Source organism: Microcoleus sp. S28C3 (genome assembly GCF_036700785.1).
Classification (GTDB): Bacteria; Cyanobacteriota; Cyanobacteriia; order Cyanobacteriales; family Microcoleaceae; genus Microcoleus; species Microcoleus asticus.
On sequence record NZ_JAUBPO010000119.1, the window covers coordinates 1 to 20057 of the forward strand.

General features: G+C 45.5%; 17 protein-coding genes and 1 pseudogene. 11 read left to right on the forward strand and 7 right to left on the reverse strand.

Annotation, left to right across the window (positions count from 1 at the left end):
• Window positions 1-105: 105 nt before the first annotated feature.
• A pseudogene (locus tag QUA13_RS27065) lies at window positions 106-722 on the forward strand (IS1 family transposase); the annotation flags it as partial.
• Here QUA13_RS27065 and QUA13_RS27070 read toward each other — a convergent pair.
• Window positions 719-2326, reverse strand: coding sequence for a GMC family oxidoreductase (locus QUA13_RS27070; RefSeq protein ID WP_333203525.1), 1608 nt, complete (start codon window positions 2324-2326; stop codon window positions 719-721). The pseudogene QUA13_RS27065 and the gene QUA13_RS27070 sit on opposite strands and share 4 nt — an antisense overlap.
• Before the next feature lie 412 nt (window positions 2327-2738).
• On the opposite strand from QUA13_RS27070, the gene QUA13_RS27075 reads away from it, so the two are divergent.
• From QUA13_RS27075 to QUA13_RS27085, 3 genes are all read left to right on the forward strand, one after another.
• Window positions 2739-3644: an SMP-30/gluconolactonase/LRE family protein gene (locus QUA13_RS27075; RefSeq protein WP_333203527.1), complete on the forward strand. Its 906-nt coding sequence runs from the start codon at window positions 2739-2741 to the stop codon at window positions 3642-3644.
• Window positions 3641-4192, forward strand: a complete 552-nt coding sequence (locus QUA13_RS27080) for a DoxX family protein (protein ID WP_333203528.1) — start codon at window positions 3641-3643, stop codon at window positions 4190-4192. Before QUA13_RS27075 ends, QUA13_RS27080 begins: the two co-directional genes overlap by 4 nt.
• Window positions 4193-4340: 148 nt before the next feature.
• Window positions 4341-6650, forward strand: coding sequence for an FUSC family protein (locus tag QUA13_RS27085; protein ID WP_333203530.1), 2310 nt, complete (start codon window positions 4341-4343; stop codon window positions 6648-6650).
• Between the two features lie 283 nt (window positions 6651-6933).
• Here QUA13_RS27085 and QUA13_RS27090 read toward each other — a convergent pair whose 3' ends face one another.
• The 4 genes from QUA13_RS27090 to QUA13_RS27105 all read right to left on the reverse strand — a co-directional run bounded on the left by QUA13_RS27090 (window position 6934) and on the right by QUA13_RS27105 (window position 12068).
• A complete protein-coding gene (locus tag QUA13_RS27090) occupies window positions 6934-7890 on the reverse strand; it encodes a VOC family protein (RefSeq protein WP_333203532.1) in 957 nt (318 codons plus the stop codon).
• A 13-nt stretch (window positions 7891-7903) separates the two neighbouring features.
• Window positions 7904-8401, reverse strand: coding sequence for a cupin domain-containing protein (locus tag QUA13_RS27095; RefSeq protein WP_333203534.1), 498 nt, complete (start codon window positions 8399-8401; stop codon window positions 7904-7906).
• 223 nt (window positions 8402-8624) lie between these two features.
• Window positions 8625-11255 (reverse strand): MGH1-like glycoside hydrolase domain-containing protein, encoded by a 2631-nt coding sequence (locus QUA13_RS27100; protein WP_333203536.1) that lies wholly within the window; start codon window positions 11253-11255, stop codon window positions 8625-8627.
• Window positions 11256-12068: an SDR family oxidoreductase gene (locus QUA13_RS27105; protein WP_333203538.1), complete on the reverse strand. Its 813-nt coding sequence runs from the start codon at window positions 12066-12068 to the stop codon at window positions 11256-11258. It lies immediately after the preceding gene.
• Window positions 12069-12643: 575 nt separating this feature from the next.
• Here QUA13_RS27105 and QUA13_RS27110 point away from each other — a divergent pair.
• The 7 genes from QUA13_RS27110 (at window position 12644) to QUA13_RS27140 (ending at window position 19187) form a co-directional block, all read left to right on the forward strand.
• Window positions 12644-13135 carry a DUF2231 domain-containing protein gene (locus QUA13_RS27110; protein WP_333203540.1) on the forward strand — a complete coding sequence of 164 codons (492 nt, stop codon included), beginning with the start codon at window positions 12644-12646 and terminating at the stop codon, window positions 13133-13135.
• Window positions 13132-13737, forward strand: coding sequence for a DUF2231 domain-containing protein (locus tag QUA13_RS27115; RefSeq protein ID WP_172192449.1), 606 nt, complete (start codon window positions 13132-13134; stop codon window positions 13735-13737). The genes QUA13_RS27110 and QUA13_RS27115 overlap by 4 nt, the downstream gene beginning before the upstream one ends.
• A 170-nt stretch (window positions 13738-13907) precedes the next feature.
• Window positions 13908-14693: a cytochrome c oxidase subunit II gene (locus tag QUA13_RS27120; RefSeq protein ID WP_333203543.1), complete on the forward strand. Its 786-nt coding sequence runs from the start codon at window positions 13908-13910 to the stop codon at window positions 14691-14693.
• 7 nt (window positions 14694-14700) lie between these two features.
• A complete protein-coding gene (gene ctaD, locus QUA13_RS27125) occupies window positions 14701-16362 on the forward strand; it encodes a cytochrome c oxidase subunit I (RefSeq protein ID WP_333203545.1) in 1662 nt (553 codons plus the stop codon).
• Window positions 16363-16440: 78 nt separating this feature from the next.
• On the forward strand, window positions 16441-17106 hold the full coding sequence (locus QUA13_RS27130; protein ID WP_333203547.1) for a heme-copper oxidase subunit III: 666 nt from the start codon (window positions 16441-16443) through the stop codon (window positions 17104-17106).
• Between the two features lie 292 nt (window positions 17107-17398).
• Window positions 17399-17641, forward strand: coding sequence for a hypothetical protein (locus tag QUA13_RS27135; RefSeq protein WP_333203549.1), 243 nt, complete (start codon window positions 17399-17401; stop codon window positions 17639-17641).
• A gap of 88 nt (window positions 17642-17729) precedes the next feature.
• The gene (locus tag QUA13_RS27140) at window positions 17730-19187 is read left to right on the forward strand and encodes an NAD(P)/FAD-dependent oxidoreductase (protein ID WP_333203551.1); all 1458 of its coding nucleotides are present in this window, start codon (window positions 17730-17732) and stop codon (window positions 19185-19187) included.
• A gap of 31 nt (window positions 19188-19218) precedes the next feature.
• On the opposite strand, the gene QUA13_RS27145 is transcribed toward QUA13_RS27140, so the two are convergent.
• Both QUA13_RS27145 and QUA13_RS32880 read right to left on the reverse strand, forming a co-directional pair.
• On the reverse strand, window positions 19219-19554 hold the full coding sequence (locus QUA13_RS27145; RefSeq protein ID WP_333203553.1) for a glycine zipper domain-containing protein: 336 nt from the start codon (window positions 19552-19554) through the stop codon (window positions 19219-19221).
• Window positions 19555-19643: 89 nt separating this feature from the next.
• Window positions 19644-19931 carry a transposase gene (locus tag QUA13_RS32880; protein WP_445242750.1) on the reverse strand — a complete coding sequence of 96 codons (288 nt, stop codon included), beginning with the start codon at window positions 19929-19931 and terminating at the stop codon, window positions 19644-19646.
• Window positions 19932-20057 lie beyond the last annotated feature (126 nt).

The following is a 20057-nucleotide window of genomic DNA, read 5'->3' on the forward strand; positions in this document are numbered from 1 at the left end:
CTTTAAGTCGGGGAGTTTTTCCATTCCTCGATCTAATGTCTATCTCGTCTTCTTGTCAAGGGGGTTGAGCAATTACGTTTTAAGTATCGAGATTGTGCCAGATAATTTGTGATGGCTCCCAGACATCAATCGATTTCGGAAGAAACAAGAAAGTTGATAGATAAACTTTTATTAGAAAAAATATCTCTGGCTGGAATTGTGAGGGCGACGGGGGTTTTAAAAAGGTGGCTACAATACTATGTTAACAAAAAGTTGGTAGCCCTCAAAAGACAAGTAGAAGTGAAGTCAAAAAAAATGGAAAGCTAACTATTCAATGTGATGAAATGTAGTCATTTGTAGGAGACAAGGGAAACAAGCAGTGGATTTGGTTAGCAATTGATGTGTTGACTAAAGAAATTGTAGGAGTGTATATTGGCAAAAGAGATCGAGCAGGCGCTCAAGGATTATGGGATTCTTGTGCGACCTGTTCCAGAGTCAATGTGCCGTAAGTTATACAGACTTTTGTCCTTTCCTAGGTCACAGTTTTTCCTCAAAAAAGACACAAGGCAGTAGGAAAGGAGACTGGTCTGACAAACTATATAGAAAGATTTAATAATACGGCGAGACAAAGAATATCTAGATTGGCGAGAAAAACTATTTCATTCTCCAAGAAAAAATCCAATCATATGGGGGCTATTTGGTATTTTATTCATGAGTATAACGCCTGTTTATCTATCAATTAAAACCCTGGATTTTCCTTGCTATGCAGGACTACCATCAAACGTTCTGCAATGGCGTCGCCAACACGCAAAGCATTCGCCATAATCGTCAGTGTCGGGTTGACTCCAGAATTTGACGGGAAAAAGCTACCATCGACAACATAAAGGTTATCAACATCGTGGGTGCGGCAGTTGAGGTCTAATACTGAGGTTTTGGGGTCGCTACCAAAGCAGCAGGTGCCACATTGATGGCCCACAGCTTGCAAAGGAATGTTATTGCGGGGATAGAGGCTAAACGGGATGACGTGCATGGCATTTCGCTCGATCGACTTTAGTACCGATGTCCAGCGATGAACTAGGCGATCGGCAGCTTCAGTATTATTCAGGGTGTAATCCAGGTGTAACTTGTCACCGACAACACGCACGCGATTGTTAGGGTGGGGCAAATCCTCGGTTTGCAACCACCACCCCACGGATCGTTCAGCCATCAGGTGGAGTTCAAAGCCTGGAATCAATTTCACGTAGGGTGCTAAAAGTGGGGGCGCTTCCGCCGGAATCATATCTGGCAGCACATTTCCGCTATTTTGCACCATGCCCATAGGGTAGGGAAAATCCGGTTCGCCCCAGTAAAAGTCGTTAACAGCGATCGTCTTTTGAAAGTTGGCTCGGTTGGGTTCAAGATGGATTGATAATAGTGCGATCGCCTGATGCTTCATAAAATTGCGCCCCACCCGATCGGAACTGTTCGCCAGTCCATTGGGATGCTTGTCATTAGCCGATCGCAGCAGCAAGGCAGTGGAATTGATCGCCCCGCAAGCCACTACGACAATATCAGCAGAAAACTGATACAACTCGCCATTAACATCAGTTTCAACGGCAGTCACTTCTCGCCCAGACGCGCTAGTGTGCAGTTGGAGGACTTTGGCATTTGTTATCAGCGTTACGTTAAAGTACGCCTCGCGGGTGGGACGAATCGCATTGACATCGGCATCGGCTTTTGCACCCACCAGACAGGGATAGCCGTCAAAGGTATCGCAGCGAATGCAGGGACTTTTAGTGCGATCGCTCTCGTTCAGCTTAAGTCCCAATGGCAGATGAAACGGGTAGTAGCCGAGCTTGTGGATGCAATCGGCAAGCGCCTGCATATCCGGCTCATGACTCACCGCAGGATATGGATAGGATTCGCTGCAAGGCGGTTCTGTAGGGTCTTTACCTCGCTCTCCATGCACGTCGTATAGCTTTTCTGCCTGAATGTAATAAGGCTCAAAATCCTCATACTTCAGTTCCCACTCTGGGGAAATACCGCCCTTGTGGATTACTTGCTCAAAATCTCGCTCTCGCAGTCGTAGCAACGCTGCCCCATAAAGTTTGGTATTTCCACCAACCCAGTAGCCCGTCTGCGGACGAAACGCCTTACCGTCTTTGTCGTACCAGTGTTCGTCAGTGTGATAGCGTTCTTTTTGGTAAACTTCCTTAGCGCTCCAGTTGTCTTTTTCACGAGGTAGAAAATCACCTCGCTCCAGCACTAAAATCTTTTTACCTGTGGGTGCCAAGCGGTGAGCCAGCGTACCTCCACCTGCTCCTGTCCCGATGATGATGACATCATAGTGATTTGTTGTCGTTTTCATTGAATTTTTTCTGAAGTTATTCTGGCTTTATTTATTAACTTCTTGGAGTAGTTTAGCTTCATCTAGCAACACAGGCTGTGCATCAATTCCGATGCGAAATAGGACGTAAGGTTTCTCAAGCAGTTGTTGAAATTGCTGTGAGCGATTGATTAGGAATGAGATAATATCTCTTAGGATAGATTGTTTGCTCCACATTATTACTTTAAACTCAAAAAAGTCATCTATCTGATGGCTTATTCTTTATATCTACCTAACGAAAGATTCCGATTTGATCGATACTACTTATTTAAAAATAGTTCGCTAATCTATAGCTGTGGTTTGAGGTGTAATTCACACTAATTAAACGACAATTACCCTGAACTTAAAGCTGTAACGATCGCAGCTCAATGTGCGTTAACTGGCAAGAAATACCATGCCTGAAACCATCGAAATTTATGACGATCGCCTCCGATCGGTTGTACACCCAGATAGTTCGCTCCAAAAGCTTGCCACCGATGCCGTTCATAGCGAAGGCCCCGTTTACTTCCACGAAGACGACAGCCTTGTGTGGAGCGATGCTCACGGCAACCGCCTGTTGCGCTGGAGTGCTAGTGATGGAGTGAGCGTCCTGCGCGACCCGTCCGACTATCAAAGCGGTAATTACCGCGACTTGGAGGGCCGTCTGGTTGCGTGTTCGTCGGGTTTACGTGCTATCATCAGACGCGATCGCGACGGTCAGTGGAAGGTTTTAGTAGACCGTTACCAAGGTAAGCGCCTCAACAGCCCGAACGACCTGGTAGTGAAAAGTGACGGCACAATCTGGTTCACTGACCCACCCTACGGCATTACTGAGTCAAACCAAGGATATGGGGGCGAACAGGAACAACCGGGATGTTTTGTTTACCGCTTTGACCCAGCAACGGGTGAGATCGATGCGATCGTGACGGACATGGTTCGCCCTAACGGACTTGCTTTCAGTCCGGACGAAAACCTATTATACGTATCTGATACCGCTGCTTTCAACATTCCAGATGGGCCCCATCATATCCGCGTGTACGAGGTCGTAAACGGTAGGCGCGCAACCAACGGTAGCGTATTTGCAGTCATAGATCCGGGTCAACCCGACGGGTTGCGCGTGGACGAGTACGGCAATATCTTTACTAGCTCTCAGGATAGCGTGCAGGTATATGCGCCCGATGGCAATCGCTTAGGGAAAATTCTAGTGTCGGAGACTTGTGCTAACCTCACCTTTGGTGGAGTGAAGCGCGATCGCCTGTTTATTACGGCAGGCACATCTTTATACGCGATCGACCTTAATACTCGTGGGGTGCAAAGATGATTTACAAATTTGTTATTGGTTTTGCGCTCAGTTTTCTATTAGCTACTAACATTTCCTCTAATCTGCCAGAGCTAGGTCTAAGCCTATTCAGTTCGCTTAATAATGTCTACCCTACCGGACTTCAAGGCGCGTTGCTTTTATTATTAAGAGTTAGTGTCGGTATATTGTTCCTCCTGCACGGCTATCCTAAAATAACGCATCTTCAACAGTGGGCGGATGCTCTAAAAATGCCGATCTTTCTTTGCTTTCTATCAGCAGCATCGATGTTGGGCGGTGGAGTTTGCCTAATTCTGGGATTTCTTACTCTATTAGCGAGTCTACCAATTCTCGGATCGATGGTTTTTGCAATGGTTTTAGAAATTGCACAAGGGTTGCCTTTTGTGGCTCGCGATCCCTATTTAATTCCTGAAGAACAGTATCAGGGGCCTTTAGGGAAAGGCGAACCGCCAAGCTGGGAAAAAGCGTTTATGTATTGTGTCATGCTGATTGCGATCGCGGTTTTAGGCCCAGGTGCGTATTCGCTCGACGCTCTGATTTTTGGACGGTGAACCAAGGCTTACCTTGCAGATGGATTTTATGTCAAGCTTTTTAAACTAATCATTGCTAAAGAATATGTTAAAAAACTTTTTTTTTCTCATAACTTGTATCAGGATTAAGCGGAAACCAGTTAATTTAATTTAAAGAGGTAGCCTAGTAATGCCATCTGGCGATCGACAATCTCTCAACTGGCTGTTGCAACAGTTTCAGCTCAAGCCCGGTAAACCTGATATTCTCTACGGCTTGCGTACCCTTTTGGCAGTGAGCGGGCCCATTGCAGTTGGCTTCATTACAGGTCATCCTGCTGCAAGTGCGATCGCGGTGATGGGAGCCATGTTTGTTGGGATGGTCGATACGGGTGGAGCCTATCGCCAAAAAGCAACTGTCATGCTCGCAGCAACCATTGGCGTTACTGTCGCCTTGCTAATGGCGAATCTGGTTAGTAGTACCCTGTGGCTAGCTATTCCAGCCACGTTCTTAGTGATGTTCATCGCTGGCTTAGCTGGTCTGTTTGGTACGATCGCCGCGACGGTTAGCCTGGTTACATCAACTATGTTTATCGTCTCGCTAGCAAAATTCGCTTCGTTCCCAGATTTATCTACTGTTTTTCTTCAATGCGCGCTGTGCCTAGCTGGAGGTGTCTGGGCGATGGTGTTATCTCTAGGATTGTGGGTGCTACGCCCTTATACACCTGCGATCGAGGCAGCCAGCAGTTGTTATGCCACATTGAGCAAATTTTTGCGAATGGCAAGCGAGATACCATTAACTCTGGAGGAGCGTCAGAAGTGGGGAGAGCAATTCTTACAAGGTCAAGACAGCGTAATACAAGATTTGACCTCTGCCCGGAGTGTTTGGGGTGCTGTGTGGACGGGCAGAGAAACTGCTGACTTGCGGGGCAATCAGTTACTCGTCTTAATTGAGGATGTCAACCAAATTACCAATTCTGTTGTAGCACTGGTGGAACTGTTAGCGATCGCATCCACTCGTCCCTTATTCCAGCAGTTGCACAGAGAAATTCAGCAAGTGCTAGAAGCATCGGCAACGGCTTTGCAAATCTTGTCAGAATCCCTCGCCAAAGAAAAGAACCTTGTTCGCTTGGGAGATTTGGATCGGGCGATCGAGGCACTAGAATACCAATGGCAAGTCATACACTCTCAAGTCCTGAATCACGCTAGTTTGGCTCACGCAGATGACTATGCTGACTTAGTAAGTATTGGCAAGATTGTAGCTATTCTGAAAGCCCTAGCAGAACAAATTCATACCGATGCGGAAATTGCCACAGATTTACAACGAGGAGAAAGGCGCAGCATCGCCCAGCTAAACATTTATCCCCCGATACAGGCACAGCGTTCTTCAATTATTGACACGCTGCGGAATAATCTCACGTTTAATTCTGTTATTTTTCGTCACGCTTTGCGGCTGGCGCTAATAGTAACAACTGCCCAATTAGTAGCCTTGCTATTGCAAGTACCCACAGGCTATTGGGTAACACTCACTGCTGTAGTTGCCCTAAAGCCGAACTTTGGCGGTACTTCTCAGACAACTGTGCAACGGGTGATTGGAACCACATTAGGGGGCATATTTGGCATTTGCCTGGTCATACTTATCCATAATCCAGTGGCAATATTAGTCTGTCTTCTGATACTCTTAGTCACTGCTATGTCGGTGCGATCGCTAAGCTACGGCATCTTTATCACTCTCCTTACTCCCGTAGTCATATTGCTACTGAATATGACGAGTAAAGGCGGCTGGGAGATTGGAGTATTACGCATTGTAGATAGCTTAATTGGAGGCATTTTAGCATTACTCGGCAGCTATTTGTTATTTCCCAGTTGGGAGCGATCGCAACTTCCAGCACAACTAACAACAACTATTCGCTCTAATCTCGCGTACTTTCAACAGGTTGCAGCTAGTTATATCAACCCAGAACAAAAGTGCTCTACTGAAACTATCAGAAACCTGCGTCATCAAGCGGCATTAGAGAATGCAAATGCTGCTGCTGCGGCTCAAAGGTTATTCAGCGAACCCCGTCACGTTCGAGGAGAAGTAGAACCGATCGCGATGCTAATACTTTACATTCGTGCTTTTTTCAGCTCAGTTACAACCCTAGCAGAACATCAGCATAAATTTAGCGGAGAGTACCAATTTGCAGATTTCCAACGATTTACCGATGCGATTGTCCAAATTTTAGAGAACTTAGCAAATGCGCTGGAACAGGGACACCCACCTCTAGCTTTACCGAGGCTAGATATTTATATCGAAGCAATTCACAACGATATTGAACAGTTACATATCACTAGGATATCAGAGTTGGCTACAAATCCAAGTTCTGTAACGTCAACGAGGCAAGCTGTTCGAGAACAAACTCCTGTTTCCACACAACTAGACCGAATTGCCCATGAAATGAAATGTCTGCATTGTGCGATCGATCGTTTGCAAAAATCTTTGGATGAGAGTTCAACTAAATAGCCAAATACTTTGCTAAACTTACTCATATTTTTAGACAGATATGAAATTTTAGATTATAATGTACTTAAATAATTGGACATAAATAAAAGTAGCCATGTCATTGTGAGCCAAACGTAATGAAGCGAAGCAATTAGCTTGCGTTTTGAAATTGCAACGCTCGGCTCGCAATGATATTTTTTATTTTTATGCGAATATTTAATAAACATAGAATTTAGGGCGACAGAGATTGAACTACAACAAAAGTATTTGACGGCTTTTGCTAGTTAGGAATTATGTTTAACGGTTATTCCGCAATCAGTAATACACCATGTCCGTCAGGGTCTTTGATTAAGCAACCTTGAGAATAAGGAAATGATCTATCTGTAAAGTCTACAACCCGCGACGAAACAAACTCAACCCGATTCTGCCGCAACATCTTCACAGCTTGCTCAATGTCGTTGACAACTAGCTCAATTTGCATATTGGCAATATCGTAACTTTTCCAGTCACTAGGCATGGGACGACTATTTATAGGCACAAGATAGTCTAGCAGTTCAATTCCTAAACCGCCTTGATTAGGTCGCAGTGCTGTAATTCGGACTTCCACTTCTTCTGGTAAATGATCGAGTCTAGCTTGCGTTTTACCTTGGTTAAGGCTACCTCCATCAACTTGCATTCCCAGGAGATCGCGGTAAAATTTTAGACTCTGCTCAGTGTTGCTAATCCCGATCGCACTATGGTCGATTCCTAAAAACAAGCGATCGCCCTGCTGATGCCACTTCTCTTGTCCTTTATCAGCAGGAAACCAAATTAACTCTAAAGGGTGGCGATCGCAGTCTTTGAATTTGAATGCTCGTACACCAGCAGATGCTTTATTCTCAGGCGGTATCGTCTGCGGTTCAACTGAAATCGGTTCAATTGGAAACGATCGCAAATGAGCATAAGCCCGATCCATATCACTAACTGCGATCGCCAAATGTTGAAACCACAAATCATTACTTTGCGAATCCTTGGGAATCGGTTTTCCCTCAATATTGAGATACTGCATCAGATCAATGAGTTCATCTCCAAGCTGCAAGGTGACAATGCGAATTGTTGCCTCAGCCATGCCTACTAAGTCGCTGTAATCCTCTGTTTCAACCGTGATGTCTGAAACGGGTTCAAATCCTAGTGCTTGCGTATAGAAGTCCTGAGAGCGATCGGCATCACTCACAGTTAGCCCAATAGCACGAATTCGTTGTACCTGAATGGGATTCAACATAAAAATTTTGAGATTATCGAAAGCGGCAAGCCTGCCCGATAGTAGGCGTTTCTTCAAGTTGGACAATCATCAGAACTGCGGGCGCATCGCCGACAGTGCCAGAAAGGTGTCCCTTCTGTCCCTGCGCGTTGGCTTTCGTATTCTGGTCTTCTCCAAACGAAATTTCACCAACACCCATCTCCACTCGTTGCCCGTCCATCGTCTCGACAAACCAGCGTCCCGATAGCGGAACGATCCACTGGGGTTTCGGATTTTCATGCCAAGTGCCAATCCAGCCAACAGGTTGCACCGTAAAGACGACGGTAGCACCAACTTGCTGCATCTGTTCGAGCCACTGAGGAGAGGCAGGTGGTGAAATACTCTTGAGAGTGAAGTCTTGAATTTGGCAACGAGACTGGTGGCTGATGCCGTCTTCGTCAGTCCAGACGTGCCAATAGTCGATCGTCGGGGGTATTGGATCGCGATCGCTCGATCGCGATTCAGTTTGTTTGTGGGATGAAGGATGAGTCATTCGATTTTAGATTTGAGATTTTGGATTTTGGATTGACCCCACGGATAACTTCGGGGGCTTGAGGATTTTAGATTTGAGATTTTGGATTGATTCCACGGATAAATCACGTGGCGGGTACCATCAAAAAATTCTTGGTCATAAAAATAAATTGCGTTAACGATTGGGCTGGCGAGAATTAACAGAAACTTTGGTTGTTATAGAGGAAGAAGTTAGGAGTCGGCAATCATGGTTTATCGTTTACCTGCTGAATCAACTTGGCAATTAGTGCTGTCCATCCGGTTTGGTGACTTGCTCCCAATCCAGCCCCGTTATCACCATGAAAGTATTCGTAAAAGAGAATCAAATCGCGCCAATGGGGGTCTTGCTGAAATTTTGCAATACCACCGTAAACCGGACGCTGCCCATCTTGATTTTGCAAGAAAATAGCGATCGACCGTTTCTCCAAATAAGCCGCAACCTCCCAGAGATTGAGCATTACTCCTGAACCTGTGGGACACTCCACTTTAAAGTCATCGCCTAAGTAGTGATAGAACTTTTGCAAGGATTCAATTAGTAGAAAGTTAACTGGAAACCAGATGGGGCCGCGCCAGTTCGAGTTACCGCCAAATTGGTTAGAAGTAGATTCAGCAGGCTCATAGTCTACTTGATAGCGAGTGTCGTCCCAGTCGAAGATAAAGGGATGCTCTTTGTGATAGCGGGAAACCGAGCGGATACCGTAGGGTGAGAGAAATTCATCCTCATCCAACAATGGTCGCAGGATACGGCGTAGCGCTTCGGGGCTAGTAATGGCAAGCAGGCGGCGATCGCCTTCTCCCTCACTGGTCATACAAGCAATGTTTTGTGCCAGTTCGGGACGGTTGTTGAGAAACCACTCAATTTTGTCTTTTAAACCTGGTACAATTTCTAACAAATCTGGCTCGATAGTATCAACTGCAAATAGCGGTATTAGTCCCACCATTGACCGTACTTTGATTCGCACGTCCTCTCCGTTGGGTAAGTGCAAGGCATCGTAGTAAAAGCCGTCTTCGTCGTCCCAAAGCACAATTTTTTCAGGCCCTACATGATTAATGGCGTTAGCAATGTAAAGGAAGTGTTCAAAAAACTTCAACGTCATATCGCTGTAGGTTTCGTCCTCACTGGACAATTCCAGAGCGATCGCCAGCATATTTAATGAAAACATCCCCATCCATGCCGTGCCATCTGCCTGCTCTAAATATCCCCCCGTTGGTAATGGCTTGCTGCGGTCAAATAGCCCAATGTTATCCAGTCCGAGAAATCCTCCTTGAAACAAGTTTTGCCCTTGTAAGTCTTTGCGGTTTACCCACCAGGTAAAGTAGAGCATCAAGCGGTGAAACATCCGCTCCAAGAATTTGCGATCGCCCTTTCCAACTCGTTTCTCCTCAATTTTGTAGACCCGCCACGCCGCCCATGCTTGTACGGGGGGATTGACATCGCCAAACCCCCACTCGTAAGCGGGTAATTGACCGTTGGGGTGCATGGTGCGATCGCCAGTTAATAGCAGTAATTGCTGCTTGGCAAAGTTTCCATCGATTAATGCTAAAGCAATGCAGTGGAAAGCCAAATCCCAGGCAGCAAACCAAGGATACTCCCACTTATCGGGCATGGAAATAACGTCTTCGGCGTAAAGCGTCCACCACTCAGCATTGCGCTCAATAAGGCGTTGACTGGGTGGGATAGGTTCTGCTGAATCTCCATGCAGCCAAGTATGGACATCATAGTAGTAAAACTGTTTGCTCCACAGCAGTCCGGCAAACGCTTGTCGTTGAACGTTGCGGCAGTCCTCGTCTAGACCGGGGGTGAGCGTTTCGTAAAATTCGTCTGCCTCTGTTTGACGCTGGCTGAAGGTATCAGCAAAGGCTGCATTAAATGGCGTTTCTGTATATTGGTTGGTGAAGCGAAGTTGAATTACATTCGTCTGTCCCGCCTCAATTTCCAATTGATACCAAGCTGCTGCTTTTGTACCAACTTGATTCGGATTTACTGCATCCTGGTTGTTGTGAATTACATACTCGTGGAAAGCGTCTTTAACATAAGGTGAGGCATTAGCAACTCCGTAAAGGCGTTGGCTGTTAGTTTCATTCTCTGTAAATAAAAGCCGATGATTTCCATCGCAAAACAACCAATAATCCCCATATTTCTCACTGTTCGCCTTAATTACACCATCAGCAACTTTTGATAGCTGTGACTGCGGTTTATTACCCGTCCAGATCCAGGTATTGCGAAACCAAAGGCTAGGTAGCACGTCGATGCTGGCAGTTTCCGCCCCCCTATTCGTGATGCTGATGCGAATGCAAATATCGTCTGTAGAGGCTTTAGCGTATTCGGCAACCACATCGAAATAACGATTATCGTCAAACACGCCCGTATCCAATAATTCAAATTCTGGTCGATCCTTGTGGCGATGAGCGTTTTCCTCTACAAGCTGAGTGTAGGGAAATTCCAGTTGCGGATATTTGTACAACCAGCGCAGATAGGAATGGGTAGGCGTGTTGTCTAGGTAGAAGTAATATTCTTTGACATCCTCACCGTGATTACCTTGTTCGTTAGTGAGTCCAAACAGGCGTTCTTTTAAAATTGGATCGCGACGATTCCACAGTGTTAGACCAAAGCAGAGTTGACTGTGGCGATCGCACCATCCACCTAGTCCATCTTCACCCCAACGGTAAGCGCGCGATCGCGCATGGTCGTGAGGAAAGTAATCCCAAGCTGAACCGTCAGGTGAATAGTCTTCCCGCACTGTACCCCATTGGCGATCGCTCAAGTAGGAACCCCAACGATACCAAGGTTCATGCGGTTCGCGATTCTCCTCTAACCTTTGCTGTTCTGCGTTCATCTAGCCCCCTGTCGCGAACCCTGGATACAGAGTCATACCGCCGTCTACAAATAGAGTTTCACCATTCACATAATCTGAGTCATCCGAGGCAAGCCAAACAGCAGCTTTAGCGATATCTGTTACATCTCCGACCCGTTTTGCGGGAATGAGTTTTAGTAATTTTGCCTCAGCCTCCGGCGTATCCCAAGCTGCCTTATTAATTGGGGTTTTAATAGCACCGGGTGCAATGCTATTGACCCGAATCCTGTGGGGTGCGAGTTCCTGAGCAATACTTTCCATCATCATGTGGATGCCGCCCTTACTGGTAGCGTAGTTGACGTGACCCGCCCAAGGAATTACCTCGTGTACCGAACTCATACAAATGATTTTGCCTGCCGCACTGGAGATATCTGGCTTCACGCCCCGTTTGAGAAACTCTTTTGCAGCTTCACGGGCGCAGAGAAACTGTCCGGTTAGGTTCACGCCAATAACTAAATTCCAGTGGTCGAGGGTCATATCAACAAAGGCTGAGTCTTTTTGCAATCCGGCGTTGTTTACCAAAATGTCGATCGTGCCAAAATGCTGGTACATTTGGTCAAACATGGACAAAACTTCCTCTTCCTTGGCGACGTTTGCACCAATGGCGATCGCTTCCCCACCCAGCGATTTAATCTCGCTAACAATCTTCTCGGCTGCTTCCTGTTCAGAATGGTAGTTGACTGCAACAGAAGCACCCGATGCAGCCAAAGCACGGGCGATCGCTTCACCAATACCAGAACTTGCACCCGTTACGAGTGCTTTTTGGCCTTTGAGAAGATTAGGGGAATAGCTCATGTTTTTTCCTTGTCTTGTTTCCTAGTCAAGTAAATTTGTACCTAATAAATACGATTAACAACCAGTTAAGTAGATGGACATAATTAAACGTAAGGTGGGCGTTCGCCGCCCAAAATTTGTAACTAATAGCTAATCTGGTTGTCTGCGAGCGCCCACCCTACTTAATGTAGCTACTTAAAGATTTATTTCTTGGTTTCTGCTAACTTTAGGGATTTATAGAAGTAACTACGTCTATCTAATGGGGTAATTAGTGTCTATTTCTGATAATACAATAAAATTTCATGATTATTTATCGAAAAATCTACATATTTTTTTAATTTTTAAACAATACTTTTTGTGATATAAAGTAAGTTTTATATCATTAGTGTGTCATTAATGTTTCAAGAATATGACAATCGATCGCCTTAAAATTTTAGAGGGTTGAAAGCTGAATAGTTTGAGAAGCTATGGTTATTTCTCAGGCTTAGATCAATCTTTAGATAGATATGTTTTTGTAGAATTAGTCTCAATCTATATTTAGAGAAATCCCTGTCAGCTTGCCTCCGGGAACAAGTCTACTAAAACAGGAGAAAGCGATGCCTCTACCTCTCAATAATGCGAATCTACCCTACCCAGATCCGCTTCATCCGATCGTCGTCCATTTCGCGATCGCGATGATATTTTTTTCCTTCTTCTGCGACGTGGTAGGCTATTTTACCCGCAATCATCGTTTGTTAGAGGTAAGTTTCTGGAATATGTTTGTTGCTTCAGTCAGTATTTTCCTCGCCGTCATCTTTGGTCAGTTTGAAGCTGGTTTGGCCCTACCTTACGAAGCCGTCAAGCCGGCACTGAATTTGCACACAATTACTGGCTGGTCGCTTTCGGCAATTATTGTCGCGATTACCGCATGGCGATTCGCGATTCGCGCCCGTAATCCGCTGAAAATACCTGTTCCTTATCTAGGTGTGGCAACATTTTTAATTTGTTTAGTATTCTTTCAGCAATATTTAGGGAGTCAGTTAGTTTGGGTATACGGGCTGCACGTAGAACCCGTAGTTGAAGCAACAAAAAATGGAGTATTACAATGAACTCGCAACTTATCGATCGGTTGTGGTTCAAACTAGGTGCGAACGGATTACCCTACGAGGTTCCTATTCATCCGCAGCTAGTGCATTTCACTTTGGGTTTATTCATTATTGCCATAATTTTTGATATTGCAGGAACGCTGTTTCGGTTTGAAAAACCAATCCTCAAATTTTTGGCTTTGACTGCTATTCGTTCTAGCTTTTTTGATGTTGGTTGGTACAATCTTTTAGCAAGTGCTGTTATCACATTTTTTACCGTCGCAGCGGGCTTTTTTGAGATAATGCTGGCAAACCCACCCACAAATATGAATAGTGCTTGGGGATTGGGGGCTGGTACAACGATGCTGTTGCATGGTATCGGTGGGATTTTACTATTAGCAGCGATCGTTGCCATGACCGTGTGGAGGGGATTGCAACGCTACCGCTGGCGCAAAGATGCCACGATCCAAGTGCAATGGAGCTATTTGTTGGTGGGTATTGCCATGTTGGGACTGTTATTTGTTCACGGAACATTAGGAGCGCAGATGGGAGACGAGTTCGGGATACATAATACGGCAGCGGGCTTACTCCGACAAGGTGAAAATCCAAATTTGTTACTTAAATGATGCCAACAAAGATACTAGAATTAGGACTTACGCAACTGGCCCAATTAGTAGGGTGCGTCACACAATCAAGCCCTGATTATATCAGTCAATAACTGCGTCTGACCCACTCTACAAACTACTCAAATTATGGCAACAAAGATACTAGGAGAATTGATTTTCCAGGGGATGCAATGAGGAGAATTTTCGACACGCTGTTATTGATGGTTTTTATCGCGGTAATTATGGTAATAGCCCGCTGGATTGGAGACCAAGCCTACTCTTGGATGCCAATTCAGGCAACGGCAGAAGCGAAACGAGTCGATCAGATATTTAGCTTTTTAACCTCCGTAGGAACGTTCATCTTTTTGGCGATCGCAGGCACCATTGGATACTCAATTCTCATCGGTCGCGCCCCCAAGGGAGACTGGAGTCACGGTCATCCTGCCAGAAGCGATGTCAGGCTAGAAATCCTCTGGACTGCCGCCCCAACCCTCCTAGTTTTATGGCTTGCAGCTCAAAGTTTCAGCATTTATCAACAACTAGATATTGAGGGGCTACAACCGATCGTACATCTGCACCTATTGGAAGAATCTGCTACCGCTGCAACTGTCAAAATCCCCAGTCAACCTGTGGCTGAAAATATTGAGGTTGTTGCTAAACAGTGGGTTTGGTCTTTCCGCTATCCAAATAATGTTATTAGTAACGAATTACATCTAAAAGTAAATGAACGAACCCGCTTAAATTTACATTCCCAAGACGTAATTCACGGCTTTTATGTCCCGGAATTCCGGTTAAAGCAAGATATGATCCCCAACCGCAACATTAACCTTGTATTAACACCCACCCAAATTGGTAAATATCACCTGCGCGATTCCCAATTCAGCGGCACCGACTTTGCCTTGATGGTGGCGAATGTATACGTTGATTCAAGTGAAACTTATAGTCAATGGCTTTCTCAAGCTGCTACCCCTAAATAAAAAAGATATGACAAATAATTCTATCCCAATTACTGACGACTCCGAAGATCGCAACAGCAAACCTGACACCAACTGGCGGGAGTATTTCAGCTTTAGCACCGACCATAAAGTGATTGGTGTTCAGTACATGGTGACGACTTTTATTTTCTTTTTGATTGGCGGGCTGTTGGCGATGATTATTCGTGGCGAACTGCTTACTCCAGAATCAGATTTGGTCGATCGCTCTTTATATAATGGCTTATTCACCTTGCACGGCACGGTGATGATTTTCCTGTGGATTATCCCATTCAATGCTGGTCTTGCCAACTACTTAGTGCCGTTGATGATCGGGGCAAAAGACATGGCGTTTCCAGTTCTGAATGCGATCGCATTTTGGATAATTCCCCCCGCAGGTATCCTGCTACTATCGAGCTTTTTAGTACAAGGTGGACCCGCCCAAGCTGGCTGGTGGTCTTACCCACCAATCAGCCTCCAAAACCCAACTGGTTATCCCATAAATGGCGAATCTATTTGGATACTGAGTGTAATGCTGCTGGGCATTTCATCGATTATGGGAGGAGTCAATTTTATTACTACAATTGTTTGGATGCGGGCACCGGGGATGACGTTTTTTCGGATGCCGATTTTCGTTTGGACAGTTCTCAGTGCCCAGTTGCTGCAACTAATTTGTTTACCTTCCCTGACGGGCGCGATCGTACTGTTATTTTTTGACCTCACTTTTGGGACAAATTTCTTCAAACCCCTGGAGAATGGCGACCCAATTATCTATCAGCACTTATTTTGGTTCTACTCCCATCCGGCAGTTTACGTGATGGCGCTGCCTGCTTTTGGCATCTTTTCGGAAATTCTCCCCGCTTTTTCTCGCAATCCTTTGTTTGGCTATAGATCGGTTGCGATCGCTTCTTTTGGAATTGGTTTAGTCAGCATATTTGTCTGGGTACACCATATGTTTGCCAGTGCTACACCTAACTGGATGCGGATACTATTTATGGTTTCTTCAATGTTGGTAGCTGTTCCTACTGGTGTCAAAGTATTTGCTTGGACTGCCACAGTTTGGAATGGTAGGCTGCATCTTTTAACCCCCATGTTATTTGCCTTGGGAGGAGTGGTGATGTTTGTTTTCGGTGGAATTACTGGCATCATGCTTAGTTCAGTGCCGTTTGATATTCATGTCAACAACACCTACTTTGTGGTAGGCCACTTTCACTACGTCGTCCACAATACAATCACGATGGCAATCTTTGCGGCGATTTACTTCTGGTTCCCAAAAATAACCGGGCGGATGTACGGTGAAGGCTGGGGCAAAGTGCATTTCTTCTTAACTTTTATCGGCGCTAATCTTACTTTTTTCCCCATGCATCCGCTCGGTTTACAGGGTATGGTGCGCCGAGTTTCCTCTTACGATCCCCAGTTCCAAGGGTGGAATATTATTGCTAGCTTGGGGGGGTTTTTGTTGGGGATGTCTACGCTGCCCTTTATTGCCAATATGGTCGGTTCTTTGCTATTGGGTAAAAAAGTATCCGATAATCCTTGGCACGCTACAGGGCTGGAGTGGAAGACTTCTTCACCGCCACCGAGGGAGAACTTTGAGGAAATTCCTGTTGTCAGTGAGCCCCCTTATCATTATAATTCTAAAGCGATACCAGAGGCTGCCGCTACTCAAGAATAGATGAGGTAAATGGGGAGTAATTGACTGCTTTTCCTTAATCCAAAATCCTTTCATCCAAAATCAAAAATTATCTGAGTTATGCCAAATCCTACACATCATATAGATGAAAGCCCGATCCGTTTCGATCGCTTAGTACAGTCCCTGCCTAATTGGTTACAAAGGTTCTTGCCAATTGGTGGTGGCATCGCTCACGATCATCATGGTAAAGGGATGTTCGGCTTTACCGTATTCCTACTGTCGGAGAGCCTAATCTTTCTCAGTTTTTTCTTTACCTATATTGCGCTCCGATTGACCCATCCCAATTGGTTGCAGCCCGGTGTCAAGGGGCCGGAATTGTCTCAATTTATCATTTTTAATACAGTAGTGCTGCTTTCAAGTAGCTTCGTTATTCAAGCCGCAGAAAATGCCCTCAAACGCCATAAAATCATTCAATTTCGCTGGCTTTTGGCATTGACTTCTGGGATGGGAATTTACTTTTTAGTTGCTCAGGCGATCGAGTGGAGTAACCTTAACTTCCGGCTGACTACAGGGCTGATGGGTGGCACATTTTACCTGCTGACTGGCTTCCACGGGCTGCACGTGCTTGCGGGCATTATCTTGCAGTTGCTGATGCTGGCTCGTTCTTTCATTCGGGGCAACTACAATAAAGGTCACTTCGGCGTTAGTGCAAATACTCTGTTCTGGCACTTCGTTGACGTGATTTGGGTTGTCCTATTTTCGCTGATATATCTCTGGCGAACTTAGCAATTTACAATCTCAAGATGGATGGTTATTTGTCACCAAATCGTATTTAAATATTGCTATATAGCTTTTCTCAGGTAAAGTAGGTACTCGTGGGCATTAGGCATTAGGCATTGATGGTTCCTTTTCCCGCTACGAATTGAATTGGGCGTACCTCATTTCATTGAAAACCGCTATATTAAGGAGATGAGTTTGCAGATACGGTACTAGGAATAAAAGGAGATTGTGAAATCTTTATTACAGCTATAACCCAAGACATTCTTAGCTTTTCCGGTCAAATTCAAGGAGGTTTTTTATGAATTGGCTAACTCAACAATTACCAGAAATCATCGTAATTTACTTTCTCGCTGCTACTGAATCAGTTCAAAAAGATCCGCTAATTGACCAACGCGGAGAAACCATTGTGCACGTTGGCGTTGTCCTCCTGGCGGTTAGTTTAGTGATTGCTGTCAAGATTATTAGCCCGAAAGTTGAACACGCTATTCTGCTCGCTATCTTTCTCAGCTTGGCATTAATTGCTTTCTTTTTCATTAAATAGCAGAACTTGCGTTGCAGCTCCGATTTTCGATTCACCGTCAACTGTCAACTGTCAACTGTACTCTCAATTACTGGAGAAAAATGATTGTATGAACAACCCAATTTATCAGACTGTCATCCTTGGTGGTGGTTTTGCTGGTCTGTTTACAGCTTTGCATCTAGCGCATGAACATTATCCTCGAAGCGTCATCCTAATTGATAGCTCTGAACGCTTTTGTTTTAAGCCTTTACTTTACGAGTATTTCAGTGGCGAGATGGATGCTAATCAGGTAGTACCGCGTTTTGATGAACTGCTTAAGGATAGCGGTGTCATTTTTGTGCAAGATACGGTGCAATCGATCGACCTCCATGGACGGGAAGTCAAATTAACTTCCGGGGACTGCTACAACTACAGCAACTTAGTTTTAGGTTTAGGCAGCGTTACGGGCTATTTTGGCGTTGAGGGTGCCAAAGATTATGCTTTTGATTTTCGCACCCAAGAAAATGCGATCGCCCTCGATCGCCACCTGCGCGACTGCTTACAGCAAGCCGTTCAAATCGAAGACCCCGAACAACGTCGCCGGCTGCTAACTGTAGCTGCGATCGGTGGTGGACCAAGTGGTGTGGAAATGGCAGCTACTTTAGCGGATTTACTTCCTCACTGGTATGAGGCATTGGGAGGTAATCCTCAAGAAGTCCGGGTGGTACTAATCAATCACGGCAACGAAATTCTCAAGGGTGATATTAACAGTCATCTACGCGAAACCGCCGAGCAGGAATTAGAAAAACGCGCCGTACCAGTGGAGTTAATCGCAGGAGCAGAAGCGACTGCTATTCGTCGAGACTCTGTTGAATATAAGCGCGATGGTAAGTCTGAGATCTTATCAGCATCTACCACGATTTGGACAAGTGGAACGGCTACCCATCCACTGATTAAAAATTTGCAGATTCCAGACCAACATCGCGACAAACATGGCCGCGTTCATGTTACTCCCACTTTGCAGTTACCCGATTTTCCAGAAGTTTTTGCGGGTGGTGATTGTGCGGTTGATGTGCAATCCTCAACGGTTGAGGGTCGTGAGTACGAGCATTTAGAACTACATCAAGATTTAATATCTAATTTCTCTGAATCCCATGATACTAAACCTTTACCTCCCACTGCTCAAGTAGCCTATCAGCAAGGAGCTGCGATCGCGCATAATCTGAAAGCGATCGCATTAGGACATGAGCCAAAACCAGCTCAAGTTAACCTACGCGGAACCCTCCTCAAACTAGGGTTAGAAAATAGTGCCGCTAACATTTACGACGTTTTTGAAGTGACAGGCGAAGTCGGTCATCTGATTCGCCAAGGCACTTATCTAGAACTATTGCCAACTCCGATTCATAACTTCAAAGTCACTACAGACTGGCTAAAAGACGAGATATTCCACGAACACATGAATTCTGGTGATGGGGTAAAGCAAGCTGTCAAGGTTGCTCAAGTGGTTGGTGGAGTAGTCGTGGGCGCTATAGTTGCCAAAAAATTGCTGAATATGCTAAGCCATGACGATCGAGACCAGAAATCGTGATCGGGAATCGGAGGGCGCAAGCCCCTAGTTTTTAGCTATGGGGCTTGGATAAAGCGCGTAACTCATCCCAAGAGTAGTGCCGAGGCAACTCAATCTCCTGGTTATCGGCTCCCAAGTCCCATCCTATGGCATCGTTTACCTGCTCAGCTACTTCTGCGGTCTGTTCTGCGAGGGCATTTCCGGCGATGCTACCGGCGATCGCCCCTGCCACTGCTCCCAGCGTTGCGCCCACGCGCCCACCGACTGAACCCCCAATTGCGGCACCGGCAACACCACCGCCTGCTGCACCAAGACTTGTGGCGAGGGGATGGGAACTAGATTGCTCTGGAGTGGAGTCGGGGTTTTCATGATGCTGTTTGTCGTTCACGATCGTTTTTTCCTTAGCTTAGAACTACAAGACTTGCACTTATGACGCGAACCCACGATCGGAGTGCCTGTAGATACTGTATTGACCTGTCAAGGGGTTGTGGATAAAAAGTTTGGGTCAAAAGGCTTTTGGGATTTTAAAATCCCGAAAGCCAAATGCAACAGCTTTCGCATCACGGCTCCAATTACTTGCATCTTGGCCTTACCGTGAGAGAGTAATCGCTCGCTGAAGGCTTTAAGCAAGGGATTATGTCGCATAGCGACAATTGCAGGCCAATACAAACCATTACGAAAACGGACATTCCCCATCCGCGATCGCCTGGGTTTACCATGTACAGAAGATCCACTGGAACGCTCAACTGGTGTCAAGCCCAGCAATTCTCATTTTAAAGAATCGCTGTTCAATCTCTCGAAATGCCGGTATTGTAATGAAATCAGAATCACCCATAGAGAGACAGAACCTTTGAGAGAGCGGGGAGTGTTTGACACAGTTGTGGGTTCTTT

What these genes read in the sequence shown, in the direction of transcription:
- QUA13_RS27080 (WP_333203528.1), top strand. Translation starts at nt 3,641, where the DNA reads ATGATTTACAAATTTGTTATTGGTTTTGCGCTCAGTTTTCTATTAGCT.
- QUA13_RS27095 (WP_333203534.1), bottom strand. Translation starts at nt 8,401, where the DNA reads ATGACTCATCCTTCATCCCACAAACAAACTGAATCGCGATCGAGCGAT.
- QUA13_RS27130 (WP_333203547.1), top strand. Translation starts at nt 16,441, where the DNA reads ATGCCAAATCCTACACATCATATAGATGAAAGCCCGATCCGTTTCGAT.
- QUA13_RS27075 (WP_333203527.1), top strand. Translation starts at nt 2,739, where the DNA reads ATGCCTGAAACCATCGAAATTTATGACGATCGCCTCCGATCGGTTGTA.
- QUA13_RS27115 (WP_172192449.1), top strand. Translation starts at nt 13,132, where the DNA reads ATGAACTCGCAACTTATCGATCGGTTGTGGTTCAAACTAGGTGCGAAC.
- ctaD (WP_333203545.1), top strand. Translation starts at nt 14,701, where the DNA reads ATGACAAATAATTCTATCCCAATTACTGACGACTCCGAAGATCGCAAC.
- QUA13_RS27100 (WP_333203536.1), bottom strand. Translation starts at nt 11,255, where the DNA reads ATGAACGCAGAACAGCAAAGGTTAGAGGAGAATCGCGAACCGCATGAA.
- QUA13_RS27105 (WP_333203538.1), bottom strand. Translation starts at nt 12,068, where the DNA reads ATGAGCTATTCCCCTAATCTTCTCAAAGGCCAAAAAGCACTCGTAACG.
- QUA13_RS27110 (WP_333203540.1), top strand. Translation starts at nt 12,644, where the DNA reads ATGCCTCTACCTCTCAATAATGCGAATCTACCCTACCCAGATCCGCTT.
- QUA13_RS27135 (WP_333203549.1), top strand. Translation starts at nt 17,399, where the DNA reads ATGAATTGGCTAACTCAACAATTACCAGAAATCATCGTAATTTACTTT.
- QUA13_RS27085 (WP_333203530.1), top strand. Translation starts at nt 4,341, where the DNA reads ATGCCATCTGGCGATCGACAATCTCTCAACTGGCTGTTGCAACAGTTT.
- QUA13_RS27090 (WP_333203532.1), bottom strand. Translation starts at nt 7,890, where the DNA reads ATGTTGAATCCCATTCAGGTACAACGAATTCGTGCTATTGGGCTAACT.
- QUA13_RS27120 (WP_333203543.1), top strand. Translation starts at nt 13,908, where the DNA reads ATGAGGAGAATTTTCGACACGCTGTTATTGATGGTTTTTATCGCGGTA.
- QUA13_RS27070 (WP_333203525.1), bottom strand. Translation starts at nt 2,326, where the DNA reads ATGAAAACGACAACAAATCACTATGATGTCATCATCATCGGGACAGGA.
- QUA13_RS27140 (WP_333203551.1), top strand. Translation starts at nt 17,730, where the DNA reads ATGAACAACCCAATTTATCAGACTGTCATCCTTGGTGGTGGTTTTGCT.